Below are 15,570 nucleotides of genomic sequence, written 5' to 3'. Positions count from 1 at the left end.
GGCAGCTCACCCCTTTCATTTGCCGGTGCGGCATTATTTTTTAGCCTCTTCCGCCTGCTTGGCTTTCCGCTCGTTTTCCGCTTCCGTTTGCTGCTTGGCTTTTTCATAATACTGATCCAGTATGGCGTCGTCCACACGGTCCAGCTCTTCGCGCGGGAGGGTGGCCAGCAGCCGCCAGCCGAGATCGAGGCTCTGCTCGATGCTGCGGTTTTCGTTGAAGCCCTGGTTGACATAGTGCTTTTCAAACAGCTTGCCAAATTCCAAATACTTCTTATCGTTGGGGGAAAGCTCTTCTTCACCGATGACGGAGGCCAGCGAACGTGCATCCATCACCTTTGCATAGGAGGCGAACAGCTGGTTGGAAAGGGCGGAGTGATCCTCGCGGGTGTAACCTGCGCCGATACCATCCTTCATCAGACGGGAAAGGGAGGGGAGTACGGAAACCGGCGGATAAACGCCGCTGTTGTCCAATGCGCGGTCCAGAACAATCTGTCCCTCTGTAATGTAACCGGTCAGGTCGGGAACAGGGTGCGTCACGTCGTCATTCGGCATGGTCAGAATAGGAATCTGTGTGACGGAACCCTCTTTTCCGCGCACCATGCCGGCGCGCTCGTACAGAGAGGCGAGATCCGAATACAGGTAGCCCGGGAAGCCCTTACGGCCCGGGATTTCTCCCTTGCTGGAGCTGAATTCGCGCAGCGCCTCCGCGTAAGAGGTCATATCCGTCATGATGACGAGAATGTGCATTCCCAGTTCAAAAGCGAGATATTCTGCAACGGTCAGCGCACAGCGCGGTGTCAGGATACGTTCAATGATTGGATCGTTGGACAGGTTCAGAAACATAACAACTTTTTGCAGCACGCCGGACTCGTCAAAAGAACGCCGGAAATACTCCGCCACGTCGTTCTTTGCGCCCATGGCGGCAAAGACGATGGCAAAATTGTCCTCGGTTGCGTCTTTGATCTTTGCCTGGCGGGCAATCTGTACGGCAAGCTCGTTGTGCTTCATGCCGGAACCGGAGAAAATGGGAAGCTTTTGCCCGCGAATCAGGGTCATCAGCACGTCGATGGTGGAGATGCCGGTATTGATGTAGTTCTTTGGATACACACGGGAGACCGGATTGATCGGCGTGCCGTTGATGTTGGCGCGTTTGACGGGGAAGATATCGCCCAGGCCGTCGATCGGGCGTCCCGCGCCGTCGAAGACGCGGCCTAGGATTTCCGGGGAGAGGGGCATTTCCATCGGGTGCCCCAGCAAACGGGTGCGGGTGTTGTTCAGAGAGATGCCGCGGGTGCCTTCAAATACCTGAACGACAACGCGGTTGCCTTCCATCTGCACAATTCTGCCCTGCCGCATGGTGCCATCGTCCATCCGGATGTCGACGACTTCCTCAAAAGAAGCGTTTTCCACGTCGTCCAATACGATCAAAGAACCGTTGATCTCCTTCACGCCTATATAGTCAAGAATCATTTTTCTCACCTGCTTTTGTAATGATACGGCAAGCGGCGGGGATCGCTTTCATATTGAAACCGCAGCTTGCGAAAGAACGCGGGTTACGCGTTTACGATATGGGAGAGCGTCTCGTCGATCTCTTTGATGTAGTCGTCAAACAGTTCCAGTTTATTGTTGGGAATATCATATTTGATCTTGATCAGCTTTTCAAACAGGCCGCTTTCCATGATTCCGGAGATCGGGATGCTGGCGGCCACAAGCTGTTTGGCCTTTTTATAGAGATGTAAAATCACCTTCATCATCAGCTTCTGCTTTTCCAGCGGAACAAAGGTATCGTCCGCATGGAAGGCGTTCTGTTGCAGAAAACCGACGCGGATAACACGCGCGGTCTCAATGATGAGCTTCTGGTCGTCCGGCAATACGTCGGAGCCGATCAGTTTGACAATCTCCATCAGCTGGTTTTCCTCCTGAAGGATGTTGGAGATTTTACGGCGGTACTTGATGAAGTCTTCACCGACGTGTTCGGTGTACCACGGGTCGAGATCGCCAAAGTATTCGCTGTAACTCTGCGTCCAGTTGATGGCGGGGTAGTGGCGGGCGTAGGCCAGCGATTTGTCCAGCGCCCAGAAACAGCGCGTAAAGCGCTTGGTATTCTGCGTGACCGGCTCGGAGAAGTCAGACCCCTGCGGCGAAACAGCGCCGATGATTGTGACGGAGCCGTCCGTCTGATTGAGATTCTGCACCATGCCCGCGCGCTCGTAAAACTCGGAGAGGCGGCTCGGCAGATAGGCGGGGAAGCCCTCTTCGGCGGGCATCTCTTCCAGGCGGCCGCTGATCTCACGCAGGGCTTCCGCCCAGCGGGAGGTGGAGTCCGCCATGATCGCCACATGGTAGCCCATATCGCGGTAATATTCCGCCAATGTGATGCCGGTGTAAATAGACGCCTCACGCGCCGCAACCGGCATGTTGCTGGTATTTGCGATCAGCACGGTCCGGTCCGTCATCGGCCGGCCGGACTTCGGGTCGACCAGCTCGGAAAATTCATCCAGAACCTGGCTCATCTCATTGCCGCGTTCGCCGCAGCCCACATAAATAATAATGTCGGCGTCGCACCATTTGGCAAGCTGGTGCTGCGTCATGGTTTTGCCCGTGCCGAACCCGCCGGGGATGGCCGCCGTGCCGCCTTTTGCAATGGGGAACAGCGTATCAATGACCCTCTGGCCGGTGATGAGCGGTACGGTGGTTTGCAGACGTTCAGCAACAGGACGCGGCATACGGATCGGCCATTTCTGGCAAAGCGAGAGTTCATGCAGATGGCCGGCGGAATCCCGCAGGGTTACCACTGAATCCTCCACATGGTATTTACCGTTCCCGGCAACCTTGACCACCGTGCCGGACAGGCGCGGCGGCACCATGCATTTGTGTCGGATAATGGGCGTTTCCGGACATTCGGCATAAACATCGCCGCCTTTGAGCAAGTCGCCCTCTTTGACGGTTACGATCACGTCCCAGAGACGTTCCGTGTCCAGAGAGGATACGGCGCTGCCGCGGGAGATAAACGCGCCGCTCTGTTCCTCGATGGCTTTCAGCGGGCGTTCAATGCCGTCAAATATGTTGTCCAGAATACCGGGGCCTAGCGTGACATTCATGGGGCTTCCGGTACCTACTACGGGTTCTCCCGGACGGAGGCCGGTGGTTTCTTCATAAACCTGGATGGTGGTCAGCGCGCTGGTGATACCGATAATTTCACCGACCAGGCGCTCGTTTCCCACGTAGACCATCTCCATCATAGAGAAGCTGCGGGCATTTTTTACGGTCACGACCGGGCCGTTGATGCCATATATCACATTTTCGTTGTTCATTGTCAATTCGGATCATTCCTTTCCCGAGCCTGCGGTATCAGCCTGCGATGGTCAGTCCGGAGTTTTCTTCAAACCAGCCGCGCTGCTCATCCAGCATGGAATCCAGCGTTTCGTCCGCCATAATACCAAGCTCGGTATTGTACGCGCGCAGGCCGCCGATCCGGATGGAGTCGTCGGTTTCAAAACTGCAGGCCGCGCCGAAGGCCGCCGCAATCTGCGGCTGGTATTTTGCATCCTCTTTGCGCAGGCGGATGACGGTGCCCGGCTTTTGAAATGCGGTGGAGAGGCTGCGCGCATATTTTTCCAGCAGAGCGACGTAATCCGGCTTTTCCGTATAGGTGCGCAGGCAGTCGGCGGCACGTTGGAATACGTCCTCCATGATCTTGCGGCGCTGTTCCAAAAGGGCGCGGCGGCCCTCCATTTCGCGCTGGGCCATCTCACGGGAAATGTTGTTGCGCATCTGCATCATTTCTTTTTGAATCAGGTGATACGCTTCCGCGAGGACTTCCACCTCCGCCTCGTCGAGCTCTTTCTGCTTAAAGGCGGAGACCTCTTCTTCTATTTTTTTGCGCTGCTCTTCGGCGTAATGGTTGATTGCCTGATAGAACTTTCCTATTTTTTCATCGTTTTGATTGATCGCCATATCGATCCCCCCGTTCCGCCAAAAGCGGCCTAAATTTTGATCCCGATGGCCTCACGGACATAGCGGGTGATGGAATCCTTGGTGCGCCCATTGCCATGCCGGTCCGGAATCTCTACAATCAGCGGGCGTTTGGCTTTCAGCTTGAGGTCGTAAACCAGATCCGGGCAAAGCTGGATCAGCTGTTCCGTCATCAGGATGACCGCCACATCGTCCATCGCCATTGCATCGCTCAGGGCCTTTTGGACCTCCTCCGGCTCATGGACCACAACGCCGTCGATTCCGGCGAGGCGCATGCCGACCTGGGTGTCCACATTGTCGCTGATCAAATGAAAGCGCATAAAAATCCCCTTCTTTAGTTAAGTACTCGATTCCTTAAACCTTGTTTAGGATCAGGATGGAAATCAACAGGCCGTACAGGGCAATACCTTCGCCCAGAGCGACAAAGATCAAAGACTTACCAAATGCCTTCGGGTCCTCGCTGGTTGCACCGATTGCGGCGGGAGCGGAAGCGGCGACAGCAATACCGCCGCCGATGCCTGCCAGACCGGTAACGAGAGCGGCGGCGATCAGGCCCATGCCCTTGGAGTTGTCAATTGGGGAGGCGTCTGCGCTGGTGCTTACGGGAGCATCTGCCGGAACATCGCCCTCCGGCGCTGCGGACGCCATCATCGGGGCTGCAAAGCTGACAACACAGACGGCGAGGAATGCAATAAGCTGTGTGGCAACGGCTCTGCTTGTTTTTTTGCCGCGCTTAACCGCACGAATGGAGAGCGCAACGGAAACGACCAGGAATACGATCGGAACACAAAGAAATACAGCAGTCATAATAAATACCTCCAATATTGAGTTCAAAAATAATATGACATCGGGGAATACCCGGTGCACTGGATAACAGAAAACAGCGTTCTGTCTGCGCGGCGCCGGCAAAGCGGCAGGCGGGACTACTGTTCTCTGCGAACCACAACAGGATTGAACGGACGGCCGTCACCATCGAAGAAGCGGCTGAACATCTCATAGAATTCCAGCCTGAGTACCTGAATGCCGACCAGCAGCCCTTCCAGCGCCATGACAAAGACGTTGCCAATGACGGCGATCAGCACATATGCGATGCCGCTTGACATCTCTGCCAGTGTAAAGACCACCAGCATCATGCCCGCGTGCACCAGTACAAACGCGCCCACACGGAGAAAGGACATGGTATTTGTCGCGTAGCTCAGAAGGAATTCAAACACCTCAAAGAAGTTCTGCATAATGAAATTGCCCCAGCTCTCCGGCTTCCAGTCGGAGCGGTGCTCCACCAGGCCGCCGAGAACCTCCCGGAAAAACATCACCAGGATGGGCAGTACGATCAGGCCGATGATATAAGCGGTATTGACAATCTGCCACCCGAAGACCAGCTGTCCGCCGAAACCCACCACCAAAGCGGTGTAGAAAACCAGTCCTGCCAGTCCATTTGGCCCAAACAACGCGTTTTCCCAGTGCTTTCTGCGGATACAGGAGTATATGTTGATCAAGATCGCGACAATGACTAACAGAATGCCGATTCCCACAGCGGAATAGATAATCATATTGGTGGTTGCCGGTTCCATGACCTCAATTGGTTTTCCACTCAGTCCCAGGACATTTTTGTAGAACGGATCGAGCGCGTGCTCAAAGCCGAATACGGAGCCAAAGAGCGCGCCGAACACTGCGGCAGACACGCCGCAGGGGATCAAAATCCTGCCCAGCTTCATTTTCTTCCATTTCCACATCAACCAGCCGATGATGGAAACACAGATGCCCTGCCCCAGATCGCCAAACATAATGCCAAACAGCAGGATATATGTGATGGCGACAAAGGGAGTGGGGTCGACCTCGTCGTAGGAGGGCAGGCCGTACATATCCACAAAGAATTCAAAGGGCCGGAAGACCGCTTTGTTTTTTAATGCGACCGGCGGGGAATGGCTCAATTCCTCCTCCGCGCCTTCAAACGTATATTCCACAGAATCCAGCCGGTCCAGCTCTTTTTGAAACGCTTTCTCGCTGCTTGCGGGAATCCAGCCGGTAAGAATAAAGTTGTCGTTATAGCGCGCGGCATAGCGGCGGATGCCGAAGAAGACGGACTGTTCCGTCAGATACGAATAGATCTGCGCACAGGCGGTCTGCTCCTTTTTCCAGAGCGCGTCGATCTTGGCGTCCACCCGCTGGATCTTTTCAATCTCCTGGTCGCGCAGTGTCCGCAGCTCTTCCACACCGCCTTCCGGAGTTCCGCGCAGTTCCGCCAGCCGCGTCCGTTCAAAATAAAGGCTGGAGAAGATGCGGTCCACCTCGCTGACCGCGTCGATCGGCGCAAAATAGACGCCCCAGTATTTGAGGTCGTCATGCGTGCAGGGGAAGAAGATGATATAAGGATTCTGCTTATAGGAATTCAGCTTTTCAAAGCTCTCCTTCGGAAGGGAGCCGAAGCGCACTTTAATATATTTGCAGTCGTGAATTTCGTCGAGGTTTAAGTCCATACCGACGAAGTGGCTGACCTGCTCAATCTCCCTGGTGTACTGTTCCACCTGCTGCTGCGCCTGCGCGCGCTCTTTTTGCAGGCCGTCCAGGGAGGAGGCTATGGAACGAACATAGGATTCCGTTTCCTCGCGGGTGAATTGCACATGTTCCATTTCTTTTTCGCTCAGCAGCTCCAGCTTTTTGCGGGACGCGTTTACCGCGTCGGTCAATCGCTGCAGCGGAGCGGAATAGGGATTCTCTTCACTCAGCGGGGTAAAATCGGAGGTATCGGAATAAAAGGAAAGGGAGTTGTCCGGGTGGAAAACGCCGGACTTACCGCACACGGCGGTGACTTTGTCCAGGTCTCCCATGCGGCCGATAATGCTCGTTACCTTGATCTTTAGTACAGCCAATCATCACGCCTCCTTTCATAGATAATCGGCGACGGTGAGCAGCTTTTTAATCTCATCGGGCGCCAGCTGGTAACGGATTCCCTCCACAATGTTGATGATGTCCTGCAGCTCGATCTGCGTCAGAAAGATGTAGGAGATCATGACCACGGAGGGATGCGTGGAAAAGCGGATATCATGCCGGCAGGTACTGTATTTTACCCGGTCTGGAATCTGGTCGATGTAGGTGTGCTCTATTTTTTGGCACCGCTTGCCAATGGAGGACTTTGCCATGACGTCGAGGACGTCCCCGGCGTCCGCTTCCAGCATCTCCTCCAGCAAACGGGGCTTAATGGTTCCAAAGGGAAGCAGTGTGCTGCGCACAAAGTCCGGGCTTTCGTGATAGGCGGTTTTCAGCCGGATGATGCGCGTCACATTGATCAGGTCAATATACGTTTCAAAGATTTCCCGAAGCTGCCGGGAAGTCTCGCCGTGGGTGTACTTGCGGATGACCGCAAAGGCGCTGTCGTAGAGGTAGGTATAGAGCGCGTTTTCAATTCCGGTGTAGTTCAGCGGTACGCCCGCCACGGGGCGGAACGGCTCCATCAGCTTGCGGTACGGCGTGTGGCTCAGGGCATCCAGCAGGTCGTCGTAGCTCTGCACATGGCTCAGCGTGTACAGGTCGATGCGCGTATGCCGGTTGAGATAGGAGGGAAGAGAGAAAAGATATTCTTCCGGCATCCCGGCGCCCAGGTACATCAGGCTGTGCAGAATCTGTTCGATCTCGCTGCGCTCCAGCAGGTATTGGGCAAAATGCTCGCCCACGGAAATTTCATAGCGGCACAGGGAGGCGTAATCCTCAAAGAGCTTTTGGCGCAGTTTGCTTTCCAGCTGCCCGCGGTGCACTTCGTTCTCATTGACGCCGGCCAAAATTTTGCCGTATGCCGTGTGGCTCTTCAGGTAGCCGGCAACCTCGCTGACCGATTTGCAGTTCAGGAGTTCCCGGTAATCCTCTTTTTTCAGTCGCTTGCCATACATGGCGCGCGCTTTGGAAAGAATGGCGTTAGAGGAAAAATTGGAAAGCATCGTATCACTCTCCAATCACTCTTGCGGCAAGCGTATTTACCCATTCATCGCCTTTTTCCCGGTAAAGATCGTCCAAATGTTTGGCTCGATCTTCGTTTTTTGCCTGGATTTTTTTCCAGCCTTCTTCCGCAATCGCACGCTCCTGCGGCTCGTTCATGGCAATGCGCTTCCTGGCGCGCTCCAAATATTCTGCCCGGATCTGCTCGCGTTTTTCGGTGACTTCCTTTTCGGAATTCACCTTTTCCAGCTGCGCCGCGTCGGTGATCTCTCTGGCTTTACGGTCCATATCCACAATTTCTTTAATCAGGTTTTGCATGACCGTACCTCCTTAAACGTAATTGATCGGATGGCCTTCGTCCGGAGGCCGTGCCTTAACAAACAGACAGCCCCGCTTCCAGAACCTCAGAGAAAACAGGATTTCTCGGAAAGCTCCGGGAAAAGCAGGGCGGCACACATCCTTGAAGCCGTGTTGGCGGCCAAGGGGAAACCTCATTCTTTTTGCAGGTTGCAGGAAAATCTCCTGCATGGCTGTGTACCCATTATAGTCTTCGGTTTCCGCTTTTTCAAGCGGGTATTTGCGAAATGTAACGATTTTTCTGCAAGAATATGGGTGAACATTCACAAGATTTTTTTGGTAAACTGCCAGAATTGCTTTTAATTTTTTAAGCTTTGCATCGGTGCCGGGATTCTTCCGCCGCGCTGAATGAACTTTGCGGGGGAGTAACGATTGACCTCCATAACAGGGCCGCCGCCCAGCAGGCCGCCAAAGTTCAGTTCTTCGCCCGCCGTTTTTCCAATCGCCGGAATCAGGCGGACCGCTGTAGTTTTGGAATTTACCATACCAATGGCTGCCTCATCCGCAATGATTGCAGAGATTACCTCCGCCGGTGTATCGCCGGGAACGGCGATCATGTCAAGACCGACGGAGCAGACCGCCGTCATCGCCTCCAACTTGGTCAGAGAAAGCGCACCGCAGCGCGCGGCGTTGATCATACCGGCGTCTTCCGTAACAGGGATAAACGCGCCTGAGAGGCCGCCGACATGGGAAGAAGCCATGATGCCGCCCTTTTTAACGGCGTCGTTCAGCAGCGCCAATGCGGCAGTGGTGCCGTGCGCGCCGCAGCTTTCCAGGCCCATCTCCTCCAGGATATGGGCGACGGAATCGCCGACCGCGGGGGTGGGGGCAAGGGACAGGTCCACAATGCCGAAGGGAACAAACAGGCGGCGGGATGCCTCCTGTGCTACCAGCTGGCCCATGCGGGTAATTTTAAAGGCCGTTTTTTTGACAATATCCGCTACGCCGGAAAGGTCGCAATCCTCCGCTTTGGCCAGCGCCGCGCGCACCACGCCGGGGCCGGATACGCCCACGTTGATCACGCAATCCGGTTCACCGGGGCCGTGGAAAGCGCCTGCCATGAATGGATTGTCCTCCGGTGCGTTGCAGAAAACGACCAGCTTTGCCGCGCCGATGCAGTCGCGGTCCGCGGTGCGTTCCGCCACATCGCGGACAATGCCGCCCATTTTTGCCACGGCGTCCATGTTAATGCCGGCCTTGGTGGTGCCGATGTTTACGGACGAGCAGACAAACTCGGTTTCAGACAGTGCCTCCGGAATGCTGGCCATCAGCGCGTAATCCCCGGGGCCAAAGCCTTTGTGGACCAGTGCGGAATAACCGCCGATGAAGTTGACGCCGGTCGCCTTGGCAGCACGGTCCAGCGCTTTTGCAAAATGCACCGGGCTGCTGCCCGGACAGGCCGCCGCCAGCATGGCGATGGGCGTCACGGAAATACGCTTGTGAATGATCGGAATGCCGTACTCTTTGCTGATGTCCTCTCCGGTCTTGACAAGGTTGCCCGCATACCGGCAGATTTTATCGTAAATTTTCTGGCATGCAGCCTGGACGTCGCTGTCCGCGCAGTCCAGCAGGGAGATGCCCATGGTGATGGTGCGCACATCCAGATTTTCATTGTCGATCATATTAATTGTTTCCAAAATATCGTGGGAATTCAGCATGTTTGGGAACCACTCCTTTATTTTGTTATGCTGACAGAAGAATGAAATTGAGAAGCGGACAACTTGCAAAAATGTCCGGCGTTTTTCTTAAATTCGATGCATGGAATTAAAGATATCCTCGTGCATAACGTGAATGGTCAGCCCCATGTTCTCCCCCACCTGCGTGAGTTCATCCACCAGACTCTGAAACGGGATTGCACATTTGGAAATGTCCACCATCATAATCATGGCAAAAAGGTCTTGCAGAATGGACTGTGTGACCTCCACAACATTGACGCCGTTTTTGGCGCAGATCGCGGAAACCTGTGCAAGAATTCCGACCATATCTTTGCCAATCACTGTGATAACTGCTCGCATATGCGAATACCTCCATGAAAGTTTAATTTAAAAGGACATACGACTCTATTAAACCATTATGAACGGAAAGAATGGCTGTGTCAAGCGTACTTTGTTTTATAAAGCAGCAAAAAGAGGCGCAGTAAACAAAGGAAAGTGGAAATCTAACCGGCAATTTGGTACCTTCGGAAAGTTGTTTAAAATTAACCCTGATTTATGCAATTGAAATAGGGAGGATTCATCTATCAATCGGCTGTAAAGTATGATAAACTGAAACCATTATAAGGAAAATGAATTTTCATACAGCAGTTTAAAAGAATAGAGGATGTGACTGAAAGTGAAATACCGGTATTTGTCGGACAGCCATGTGCACACCGATTGTTCCCGCGATGCAGCGGATCCGACAACCATGATGTGCGAGAGTGCCTGCCGGCTGGGTTTGTATACACTGACAATTACAGATCACTGTGAATGCAATGTATATAAGGAAGAAGCGTATGACCGCTCCGTCCGCCAATCGTATTTTGAAGCCCGCAAGGCTTCGGCGGTTTTTCATGGCCGCCTGCATGTGCGTGCGGGCGTGGAGATTGGGCAGCCAATGCAGAATCTGGAGGCTGCCAATGAGGTACTGGACGCCTGTGATTTTGACTTTGCTTTGGCGTCCGTACATAATGTAAAGGGAATGGCCGACTTTTACGAGCTGGATTATGGGGAAATACAGCTCAACGACGTATTGATGCGGTATTTCGACGAGATCATGGAGACGATCGAATGGGGCCGCTTTGACTCCCTGGCGCATCTGACATATCCCTGGCGTTATATTGTGGGAGAGCACGGCCTGACCATCGAAAACAGTTTGTTTGACGAACGGGTAGATCAGGTGTTAAAAGCGCTGATTGCTTCCAACAAGGCACTGGAGGTCAACACCAGCGGCCTGCGGCAGAAGCTGGGGGAAACCATGCCGAACCAAAAGATCCTGGAACGGTATCGCGAGTTGGGAGGCAGGCTGGTGACGGTCGGGTCCGACGCACACCGCTGGGCCGATGTGGGCGGCGGCGTGGAAGAGGGTCTTGCCCTGCTCAAGAAGGCGGGCTTCAGTCATTTTACAGTGTATGCCCATCACACGCCTAAATTTCTTCCGATTGAATAGTGCGTTTTTAAGCTCCTCCCTTTTTGCAGGGAGGAGCTCTCTTTTTTGCGTTTTTATGCAGGTAATGGCTTTCCATCTGCTGGAATATGATGTATACTATATCTTATTATTCAAAAAAGTGCCGTCTTTGACGGCAAATCAATTTGAAATCAGGACCGGAGGAATGGAAGTTATGGACCGTTTATTAGAGTTACTGAGTCAAAATGCCCGTCTGTCCAATCAGCAGCTTGCCGTTATGCTGAACAAAACAGAGGACGAGATACAAAACCAGATTACAGCGTATGAAAAGGCGGGAATCATCCGCGGCTATCAGGCGCTGGTCAATTGGGAAAAGGCCGACGCGAATAAGGCGTTTGCTTTGATTGAGCTGCGTGTGACGCCGCAGCGTGACCGCGGTTTTGACGAGATTGCCCATCGCATCATGCAGTTTGACGAGGTGGACAGCGTGTATCTGATGTCGGGCGGATTCGATCTGGCGGTAATGGTGCATGGGGACACTATGCAGGCGATCGCCATGTTTGTCGCCAGACGTTTGGCGCCTCTTGGTTCTGTACTTTCTACCGCCACGCATTTTATTCTGACCCGCTATAAGGACGGCGGCGTCATTCTCAATTCCGAGGACGAGAAGGACGAGAGAAGGAGTGTGCTCTGTGATTGATTATAGAGCGGTGCTCAACGATAAGGTGCAGGCAATCAAGCCCTCCGGAATCCGGCGCTTTTTTGACATTGCCAACGAGATGGACAATGTGATTTCCCTGTCAATCGGAGAGCCGGATTTTACGACACCCTGGCATGTGCGGCAGGAGGGCATCCATTCCCTGGAGGATGGGAAGACCTGGTATTCTCCAAACCGCGGCTTCATGGAGCTGCGTGAGGAAATTTCCCGTTGGTTTAAACGTCATTATCATGTGGAATACGATCCCAGGGAAGAAGTGCTGGTGACGGTGGGCGGCTCGGAGGCGCTGGACCTTTGCCTGCGCTCCCTGATCCGTCCCGGAGACGAGGTGCTGATTCCGGAACCCAGCTTTGTCTGTTATGTCCCGCTGACGGAGATGGCAGGCGGCGTGCCGGTCACCATAGAGACCAAGGCAGAGGACAAATTTCGTTTGACCGCCGAGGCGCTGCGTGCAAAGATCACCCCGAAGAGCAAGCTGCTGATCCTGCCGTTCCCAAACAACCCGACCGGTGCGGTCATGCGGCGCAAGCACCTGATTGAAATTGCGGAAGTCGTCGAGGAATATCATCTGACGGTCCTTTCAGACGAGATTTACGGTGCGCTGACCTACGGTGACACCAACCACGTCACCTTCAGCGCCATCGACGATATGCGGGAGCGCACCATTGTATGCAACGGATTTTCCAAGGCGTTTGCCATGACCGGATGGCGTCTGGGCTATGCGGTTGGGCCAAAGGAAATCATCGGCGCTATGACCAAGCTGCACCAATATGCGATTATGAGTGCGCCAACCACGGCGCAGTATGCAGCCATTGAGGCGATGCGCAATGGTGACGAGGACATTGTCTATATGCGGGAACAGTACGATATGCGCCGCCGTCTGATTGTGGACGGATTTAATGCGATGGGATTGACCTGCTTTGAGCCGGAAGGCGCTTTTTATGTGTTTCCCTGCATCAAGAAGACCGGCCTGACGTCGGAGGAGTTCTGCGAAAAGCTGTTGTATGATGAGCATGTTGCCGTGGTGCCGGGAACAGCGTTCGGCCCGAGCGGGGAGGGCTTTGTCCGTGTTTCCTATTCCTATTCCATCAAGCATATTACGGAAGCGCTTTCCCGCATCGGCCATTTCATCAGTCAGTTTTAGTTTATGGAGATTGGAAGCAAATCGGAGAAAGAACGGGTTTGTCTGTCGGCCTGCCGTACGTATGACTTTGAAGAAGTCCGCTCAGTTCTGTGCCGGCAGTTTGACGCCCTGGAAGTGAATGAACTGCTCTTTCCGGGCTGCCGCGTGGTCATCAAACCCAATCTGGTGATCAAATCAAGGCCGGAAGAAGCAGTGATCACGCATCCCGTGGTGGTTGCCGCGGCAGCAGTGGAGCTGAAAGCGCGCGGTGCGGAAAGCGTCACCGTGGCGGAAAGTCCCGGCGGGCCGTATACCCCGGGATTGCTGCGCGGCATCTACCAGGCGGGCGGCTATACGGAGCTGGCACAGAAATACGGTTTTGCACTGAATCTGGATTGTGCGTATACGGAATTTTCTGCGCCGGAAGGTCGGCGTTCCAGACTTTTTACAGGAATTAACCCCATTCTGGAAGCGGACTTGGTGGTCAATATTGCAAAGCTGAAAACGCACGGCATGATGGGATTGAGCGCAGCGGTCAAAAATATGTTCGGCACGGTTCCCGGGCTGATGAAGCCGGAGCTCCACTGCCGTTTTCCGGAGCGCACCGCGTTTGCGGAAATGCTGGTGGACCTCTGCTGCACGCTGAAACCGCAGCTTAACCTTGTGGACGGCGTCATGGCAATGGAGGGCAACGGCCCAAGCGGCGGAACGCCGCGTTTTGTCGGCGCGCTGCTTGCCTCCCGCAATCCGTTTGCGGCGGATGTCGTTTGCGCAACGCTGATTCACCAGACGCCTGAACAAAATCTGATTTTAAAGCTGGGCATGGACCGGGGCGTTTGCCCCAAAAACCTGGAGGAAATCGACTTATGGGGCGCGGATCCTCAAGCGCTGGCGGTAGCGGATTTTGTCCAGCCGGATACAAAAAATGTGGATTTTCTGATGAAGGTCCCGGCCTTTTTGCGGCCTTTGTCAACAAAGCTGACCACGCCTTTGCCCAGGATCCGCAGGGCGGAATGCGTGGGGTGCGGCAAGTGCGCGGAGAGCTGCCCGCAGCATACCATTCAAATTGTGGACGGTAAAGCGGAAATTCAGTACAAGGATTGTATCCGTTGTTATTGCTGTCATGAGATGTGCCCGAAGCATGTAATCGATATCAAGCGCTTCCGGCTGTTTAAGTGGTAAATCGTGATAAAGAAGAGGGCTGTTCTTACAATTGGCAGAATGCGCAAAAAATCAGCGAAAGTTTGATGTTCCCCCCGCCGCAGGCGGGGGGAACATGCTATCTTAACTGCTGTTTTGTGTCCAACGTGCATTTTAAGAGAAGCCCTTTGTTGTAGGTGATAGAAAATGATCGTAAAAGCATTCGCAAAGATCAATTTGTCTTTGGATATTCTGGGAAAGCGTGCAGATGGATACCATCTGCTGGACATGGTGATGCACAGCGTGTCCCTTTGCGATACGCTGACGCTGACGGAGATGAAAGAGGGAGTCACAGTATCCTGTGATAGAGAGGGAATTCCCTGTGGACCGGAAAATACCGTTTACCGGGCGGCGGAGGCTTTTTATCAATATACGGAACGGACGCCCGGTATCCAGATTTCCATCGATAAGCAGATTCCTTCGCAGGCGGGGCTGGCCGGCGGCAGCGCCGACCCCGCCGCGGTGCTGCGCGCGTTGAATTTGATGCATCAAACCAATTTGTCTATGGAAACGCTCTGTGAGATTGGGCTGGCCGGCGGCAGCGCCGACGCCGCCGCGGTGCTGCGCGCGTTGAATTTGATGCATCAAACCAATTTGTCTATGGAAACGCTCTGTGAGATTGGTCTGACGGTGGGTGCGGATGTGCCGTTCTGTGTGGTTGGCGGCGCGGCACGCGTACAGGGAATCGGGGAAAAATGGCGGCCCGTGATCCCGCTGCCGGATTGCCGGATCGTCATTTGTAAGCCGCCGCTGGGTGTCAATACGGCGGAGGCCTATGCAAAAGCGGACGAGCAGGGGGGAACAGGAAGGGCGTTGTATACAAAACAGGTTTTACAAGGACTGGAACAGGGGGATCTTTCTGAAATTGGGAGTGCGTTGGGAAACGCGTTTTCCGATCTTCTGCCGTTGCCGGAGGTGGATATAATCCGGGATCATATGCTGCGCGATGGAGCAGCCGGCGCCTGCATGACGGGCAGCGGCTCTGCCGTGTACGGCTTGTTTGCCAGTGGGGACGCGGCTGAGCAATGCGGGCGAGGGTTATTGCCGTTGTATCCGGAGACGTTTTTATGCCGTCCGATCAGGACGTGCCCGTAAAATAAAAAAGGCTTGTATGAAAGTGTGTGTTTGCACATAGTTTCAGCGGAATACAACCGATCCCCCCTGC

General features: G+C 54.1%; 15 protein-coding genes. 5 read left to right on the top strand and 10 right to left on the bottom strand.

What is annotated here, in order from left to right; genetic code table 11:
- Positions 1 to 33 precede the first annotated feature (33 nt).
- From BN2106_RS10125 to BN2106_RS10080, 10 genes are all read right to left on the bottom strand, one after another.
- Entirely contained in the window at positions 34 to 1,470 is a 1,437-nt protein-coding gene (locus BN2106_RS10125) for a V-type ATP synthase subunit B (RefSeq protein WP_050698410.1), read from the bottom strand.
- Between the two features lie 83 nt (positions 1,471 to 1,553).
- Positions 1,554 to 3,314, bottom strand: coding sequence for a V-type ATP synthase subunit A (locus tag BN2106_RS10120; protein ID WP_050698506.1), 1,761 nt, complete (start codon positions 3,312 to 3,314; stop codon positions 1,554 to 1,556).
- Between the two features lie 37 nt (positions 3,315 to 3,351).
- Positions 3,352 to 3,957 (bottom strand): V-type ATP synthase subunit E, encoded by a 606-nt coding sequence (locus BN2106_RS10115; protein WP_050698409.1) that lies wholly within the window; start codon positions 3,955 to 3,957, stop codon positions 3,352 to 3,354.
- A 29-nt stretch (positions 3,958 to 3,986) separates the two neighbouring features.
- Positions 3,987 to 4,295 (bottom strand): V-type ATP synthase subunit F, encoded by a 309-nt coding sequence (locus BN2106_RS10110; protein WP_050698408.1) that lies wholly within the window; start codon positions 4,293 to 4,295, stop codon positions 3,987 to 3,989.
- A gap of 34 nt (positions 4,296 to 4,329) precedes the next feature.
- The gene (locus tag BN2106_RS10105; protein ID WP_074017484.1) at positions 4,330 to 4,782 is read right to left on the bottom strand and encodes an ATP synthase subunit C; all 453 of its coding nucleotides are present in this window, start codon (positions 4,780 to 4,782) and stop codon (positions 4,330 to 4,332) included.
- Positions 4,783 to 4,898: 116 nt separating this feature from the next.
- On the bottom strand, positions 4,899 to 6,845 hold the full coding sequence (locus tag BN2106_RS10100; protein WP_050698407.1) for a V-type ATP synthase subunit I: 1,947 nt from the start codon (positions 6,843 to 6,845) through the stop codon (positions 4,899 to 4,901).
- 15 nt (positions 6,846 to 6,860) lie between these two features.
- Positions 6,861 to 7,907 (bottom strand): V0D/AC39 family V-type ATPase subunit, encoded by a 1,047-nt coding sequence (locus tag BN2106_RS10095; protein WP_050698406.1) that lies wholly within the window; start codon positions 7,905 to 7,907, stop codon positions 6,861 to 6,863.
- Between the two features lie 4 nt (positions 7,908 to 7,911).
- Positions 7,912 to 8,223 carry a hypothetical protein gene (locus tag BN2106_RS10090; RefSeq protein WP_050698405.1) on the bottom strand — a complete coding sequence of 104 codons (312 nt, stop codon included), beginning with the start codon at positions 8,221 to 8,223 and terminating at the stop codon, positions 7,912 to 7,914.
- A gap of 338 nt (positions 8,224 to 8,561) precedes the next feature.
- Positions 8,562 to 9,920: a PFL family protein gene (locus BN2106_RS10085; RefSeq protein WP_050698404.1), complete on the bottom strand. Its 1,359-nt coding sequence runs from the start codon at positions 9,918 to 9,920 to the stop codon at positions 8,562 to 8,564.
- A gap of 87 nt (positions 9,921 to 10,007) precedes the next feature.
- Entirely contained in the window at positions 10,008 to 10,277 is a 270-nt protein-coding gene (locus BN2106_RS10080) for an ACT domain-containing protein (RefSeq protein WP_050698403.1), read from the bottom strand.
- A gap of 316 nt (positions 10,278 to 10,593) precedes the next feature.
- Here BN2106_RS10080 and BN2106_RS10075 point away from each other — a divergent pair, with 316 nt between their 5' ends.
- The 5 genes from BN2106_RS10075 (at position 10,594) to BN2106_RS10055 (ending at position 15,500) form a co-directional block, all read left to right on the top strand.
- Positions 10,594 to 11,406 carry a histidinol-phosphatase HisJ family protein gene (locus BN2106_RS10075; RefSeq protein ID WP_050698402.1) on the top strand — a complete coding sequence of 271 codons (813 nt, stop codon included), beginning with the start codon at positions 10,594 to 10,596 and terminating at the stop codon, positions 11,404 to 11,406.
- A 172-nt stretch (positions 11,407 to 11,578) separates the two neighbouring features.
- A complete protein-coding gene (locus BN2106_RS10070; RefSeq protein WP_050698504.1) occupies positions 11,579 to 12,064 on the top strand; it encodes an Lrp/AsnC family transcriptional regulator in 486 nt (161 codons plus the stop codon).
- The gene (locus BN2106_RS10065; RefSeq protein ID WP_050698401.1) at positions 12,057 to 13,226 is read left to right on the top strand and encodes an aminotransferase class I/II-fold pyridoxal phosphate-dependent enzyme; all 1,170 of its coding nucleotides are present in this window, start codon (positions 12,057 to 12,059) and stop codon (positions 13,224 to 13,226) included. The genes BN2106_RS10070 and BN2106_RS10065 overlap by 8 nt, the downstream gene beginning before the upstream one ends.
- A gap of 3 nt (positions 13,227 to 13,229) precedes the next feature.
- Positions 13,230 to 14,387 (top strand): DUF362 domain-containing protein, encoded by a 1,158-nt coding sequence (locus tag BN2106_RS10060; protein ID WP_050698400.1) that lies wholly within the window; start codon positions 13,230 to 13,232, stop codon positions 14,385 to 14,387.
- Between the two features lie 165 nt (positions 14,388 to 14,552).
- Positions 14,553 to 15,500: a 4-(cytidine 5'-diphospho)-2-C-methyl-D-erythritol kinase gene (locus BN2106_RS10055; RefSeq protein ID WP_050698399.1), complete on the top strand. Its 948-nt coding sequence runs from the start codon at positions 14,553 to 14,555 to the stop codon at positions 15,498 to 15,500.
- The last annotated feature ends 70 nt before the right edge of the window (positions 15,501 to 15,570 follow it).

It is taken from the genome of Anaeromassilibacillus senegalensis (assembly GCF_001261775.1).
GTDB lineage: Bacteria > Bacillota > Clostridia > Oscillospirales > Acutalibacteraceae > Anaeromassilibacillus > Anaeromassilibacillus senegalensis.
Note: the sequence above shows the minus strand (reverse complement) of the source record. Positions and strands in the feature narration are given on the sequence as shown.

Bases quoted from the DNA above. Each gene is read 5' to 3' on its own strand.
- BN2106_RS10125 (WP_050698410.1), bottom strand. From the start codon at position 1,470: ATGATTCTTGACTATATAGGCGTGAAGGAGATCAACGGTTCTTTGATC.
- BN2106_RS10120 (WP_050698506.1), bottom strand. From the start codon at position 3,314: ATGAACAACGAAAATGTGATATATGGCATCAACGGCCCGGTCGTGACC.
- BN2106_RS10115 (WP_050698409.1), bottom strand. From the start codon at position 3,957: ATGGCGATCAATCAAAACGATGAAAAAATAGGAAAGTTCTATCAGGCA.
- BN2106_RS10110 (WP_050698408.1), bottom strand. From the start codon at position 4,295: ATGCGCTTTCATTTGATCAGCGACAATGTGGACACCCAGGTCGGCATG.
- BN2106_RS10105 (WP_074017484.1), bottom strand. From the start codon at position 4,782: ATGACTGCTGTATTTCTTTGTGTTCCGATCGTATTCCTGGTCGTTTCC.
- BN2106_RS10095 (WP_050698406.1), bottom strand. From the start codon at position 7,907: ATGCTTTCCAATTTTTCCTCTAACGCCATTCTTTCCAAAGCGCGCGCC.
- BN2106_RS10090 (WP_050698405.1), bottom strand. From the start codon at position 8,223: ATGCAAAACCTGATTAAAGAAATTGTGGATATGGACCGTAAAGCCAGA.
- BN2106_RS10085 (WP_050698404.1), bottom strand. From the start codon at position 9,920: ATGCTGAATTCCCACGATATTTTGGAAACAATTAATATGATCGACAAT.
- BN2106_RS10080 (WP_050698403.1), bottom strand. From the start codon at position 10,277: ATGCGAGCAGTTATCACAGTGATTGGCAAAGATATGGTCGGAATTCTT.
- BN2106_RS10070 (WP_050698504.1), top strand. From the start codon at position 11,579: ATGGACCGTTTATTAGAGTTACTGAGTCAAAATGCCCGTCTGTCCAAT.
- BN2106_RS10060 (WP_050698400.1), top strand. From the start codon at position 13,230: ATGGAGATTGGAAGCAAATCGGAGAAAGAACGGGTTTGTCTGTCGGCC.
- BN2106_RS10055 (WP_050698399.1), top strand. From the start codon at position 14,553: ATGATCGTAAAAGCATTCGCAAAGATCAATTTGTCTTTGGATATTCTG.